A 2,555-nucleotide genomic window follows, 5' to 3' on the forward strand; every position below is an offset into this window, starting at 1 on the left:
GTAAGCTCCCGGCGACTGACGCCTTGCTGAATATTTCTGGTCTGGTTCAGCTATGAAGCATGAACGATTTAAGAGATAGGGACGCGGTACTACCTGCGAGTGTCGCAGGTAGTACCGCACAGAGGCTCCAAAGGAGCGGTAGAGAGACCGACGAGCGAGACAGGCTGGCGGACGCCTCGCGGATTGAGATCGTTTCGGATCGCCGCCGCTGGCACGCCCCTGAATTTCGCGCGCGAGTGGTCATCGCGTCCTACGAGAGCCGACGCCCCATAAGGGAGGTGGCTGCACAGTATGGGATCCATCCAAGTCTGGTGTTTCGCTGGCGGCGAGAGGCTCGGGCCAAAGCGCAAGCCAAAGGCGGGACATCGTTCATACCTGTTATGGTGGCCCCGGCCCCCGAGCCGCAGCCATTGGAGCGTCGGAGAGAACAGGGAACGCTGTCCGGCCAAGCCGTCAGCCTGGTCTTTCCGGACGGTGTGCGGCTGGAGTTCGACACAGGGCTGTCCGCCGATCGTCTGCGTGAGATTGTGGGCGCACTGCGGTCATGATCCCGCTTCCTTCCACGCTGAGGATATGGCTGGCGGCCGGTGTAACCGATATGCGCCTGGGGATGCCCGGGCTGGCGTTGAAGGTCCAGGAAGCACTGGGTCGTGACCCTTTCGCGGGCGACGTCTACGCCTTCAGGGGCCGACGCGGCGACCTGGTGAAACTGATCTGGCACGATGGGATCGGCCTTTCCTTATATGCGAAGCGGATCGAGCGCGGGCATTTCCTGTGGCCTTCGGCAAAGGACGGGGCGATCCATCTCTCCCCGTCACAATTGACCTGTCTGCTGGAGGGTGTGGATTGGCGCAATCCGCAGAAAACATGGAGACCTGAATTGGCGGGATAATAAAACCGCGCCAGGTCAGCATATACTGGTACCCTTTTGAGCGCCCATGTGATCAACTGCCTTCATGACGGGAGACACGGAGGACATCATCGCCTTGCGCGCGGCACTTGCCGCTGCCGAGGCGCGTGCCGAGATCGCGGAAGCCCGTGCGGCCAGCGCCGAAGCGCAGGTTGCCCATCTCAAACATCTTATCGCGCGGATGCGCCAGGACCGTTTCGGCGCCTCGTCGGAGCGGGGGCGCCGCCTGCTGGCCCAACTCGAACTCGAACTGGAAGAACTGGAGACGACGCTCGCCGAGGACGCGCCCGAAAATGCGGCGGATCCCGCTGTCCGCACGACAGCACCCCGGAGCAACCGGGGACGCCAGCCCCTGCGTGCCGACCTGCCGCGCGAGCGGGTCGTTATCCCCGCACCGACACAGTGTCCGTGCTGTGGCAGCGATCGTCTGAGCAAGCTGGGGGAGAGCGTCACCGAGACGCTGGAGGTGATCCCGCGCCAGTTCAAGGTCATCCAAACGGTGCGGGAGAAGTTCACCTGCCGGGACTGCGAGAGCATCACTCAGCCACCCGCCCCCTTCCATCCGATCGCGCGCGGACGCGCAGGCCCATGGCTGCTGTCGACCATTCTATGCGACAAGTTCCTGCAGCATCTGCCGCTGAACCGCCAGAGCGATGCCTTTGCCCGCGAAGGGATCGATCTCGACACGTCGACACTGGCCGACTGGGTGGGGGCCTGCACCGCGACGCTGGCCCCCCTGACTACGCTGATCCGGGCGCATGTGCTGGCGGCACAACGCCTGCACGCGGATGACACCACCGTGCCGGTTCTGGCGAAAGGCCGGACAGTCACCGGACGATTGTGGAATTATATGCGGGACGATCACCCCTTTGGAGGCACAGCGCCCCCAGCCGTCTGGTTCCGTTATTCCCGGGACCGCAAGGGCGAACATCCCACGGACCATCTCACCGGCTGGACCGGCATTTTGCAGTCAGACGCCTATGCGGGTTATAACACTCTGGCGAAACCGGGACGCCAACCCGCGCCGGTTGTCTCCGCCGGATGCTGGGCCCACGGACGCAGAGGGCTGTTCAAAATCGCCGAGAAGGACAAGGCGCCCCTCGCCATAGAGGCAGTAGGCAGGATCGACACCATATTCGAGGCCGAGCGCGCCATCAACGGCACGACCGCGGCGCACCGGCTAACGGTCCGCCAGGAGAGCATCGCGCCACTGGTTACGGGTCTGTTCGACTGGATGCGGGAGTGTTGCCGGCGCATGTCGACCAAAAATCCCGTTGCCCACGCCATGAACTATTTTCTCAGACGTGCCGATACATTCACACGATTCCTCACTGACGGCCGGATCTGCCTCTCAAACAATGCAGCAGAACGCGCTCTGCGCGGCATCGCCCTGGGCAGGAAAGCCTGGTTGTTCGCCGGGTCCGATCGTGGCGGAGAGCGCGCCGCCGCCATGTATTCCCTGATCGTCACCGCGCGTCTGAACGATGTCGATCCCCACGCATGGCTCGCCGATGTCCTGGCACGGATCAATGACATCCCCAATCCACGCCTCCATGAACTCCTGCCCTGGCACTGGAAAGCCCACCAGCAGGTCCACAATACCATCGCCGCCTGAATACGCCCGCGTCTCTCGCCGGATGATTAC

At 63.3% G+C, this 2,555-nt stretch carries 3 protein-coding genes; all 3 read left to right on the top strand.

Annotated features, from left to right (window positions below; translation table 11 throughout):
* Positions 1–59: 59 nt before the first annotated feature.
* The 3 genes from tnpA (at position 60) to tnpC (ending at position 2,525) form a co-directional block, all read left to right on the top strand.
* Positions 60–548, top strand: coding sequence for an IS66-like element accessory protein TnpA (gene tnpA, locus HLH48_RS22625; RefSeq protein ID WP_182999701.1), 489 nt, complete (start codon positions 60–62; stop codon positions 546–548).
* Positions 545–892, top strand: coding sequence for an IS66 family insertion sequence element accessory protein TnpB (tnpB, locus tag HLH48_RS22630; RefSeq protein ID WP_019092242.1), 348 nt, complete (start codon positions 545–547; stop codon positions 890–892). The genes tnpA and tnpB overlap by 4 nt, the downstream gene beginning before the upstream one ends.
* A gap of 64 nt (positions 893–956) precedes the next feature.
* Entirely contained in the window at positions 957–2,525 is a 1,569-nt protein-coding gene (gene tnpC, locus HLH48_RS22635) for an IS66 family transposase (RefSeq protein ID WP_182999702.1), read from the top strand.
* Positions 2,526–2,555: the final 30 nt, after the last annotated feature.

Origin of the sequence: Gluconacetobacter sacchari (assembly GCF_014174255.1) — a bacterium.
GTDB classification, from domain to species: Bacteria; Pseudomonadota; Alphaproteobacteria; order Acetobacterales; family Acetobacteraceae; genus Gluconacetobacter; species Gluconacetobacter sacchari.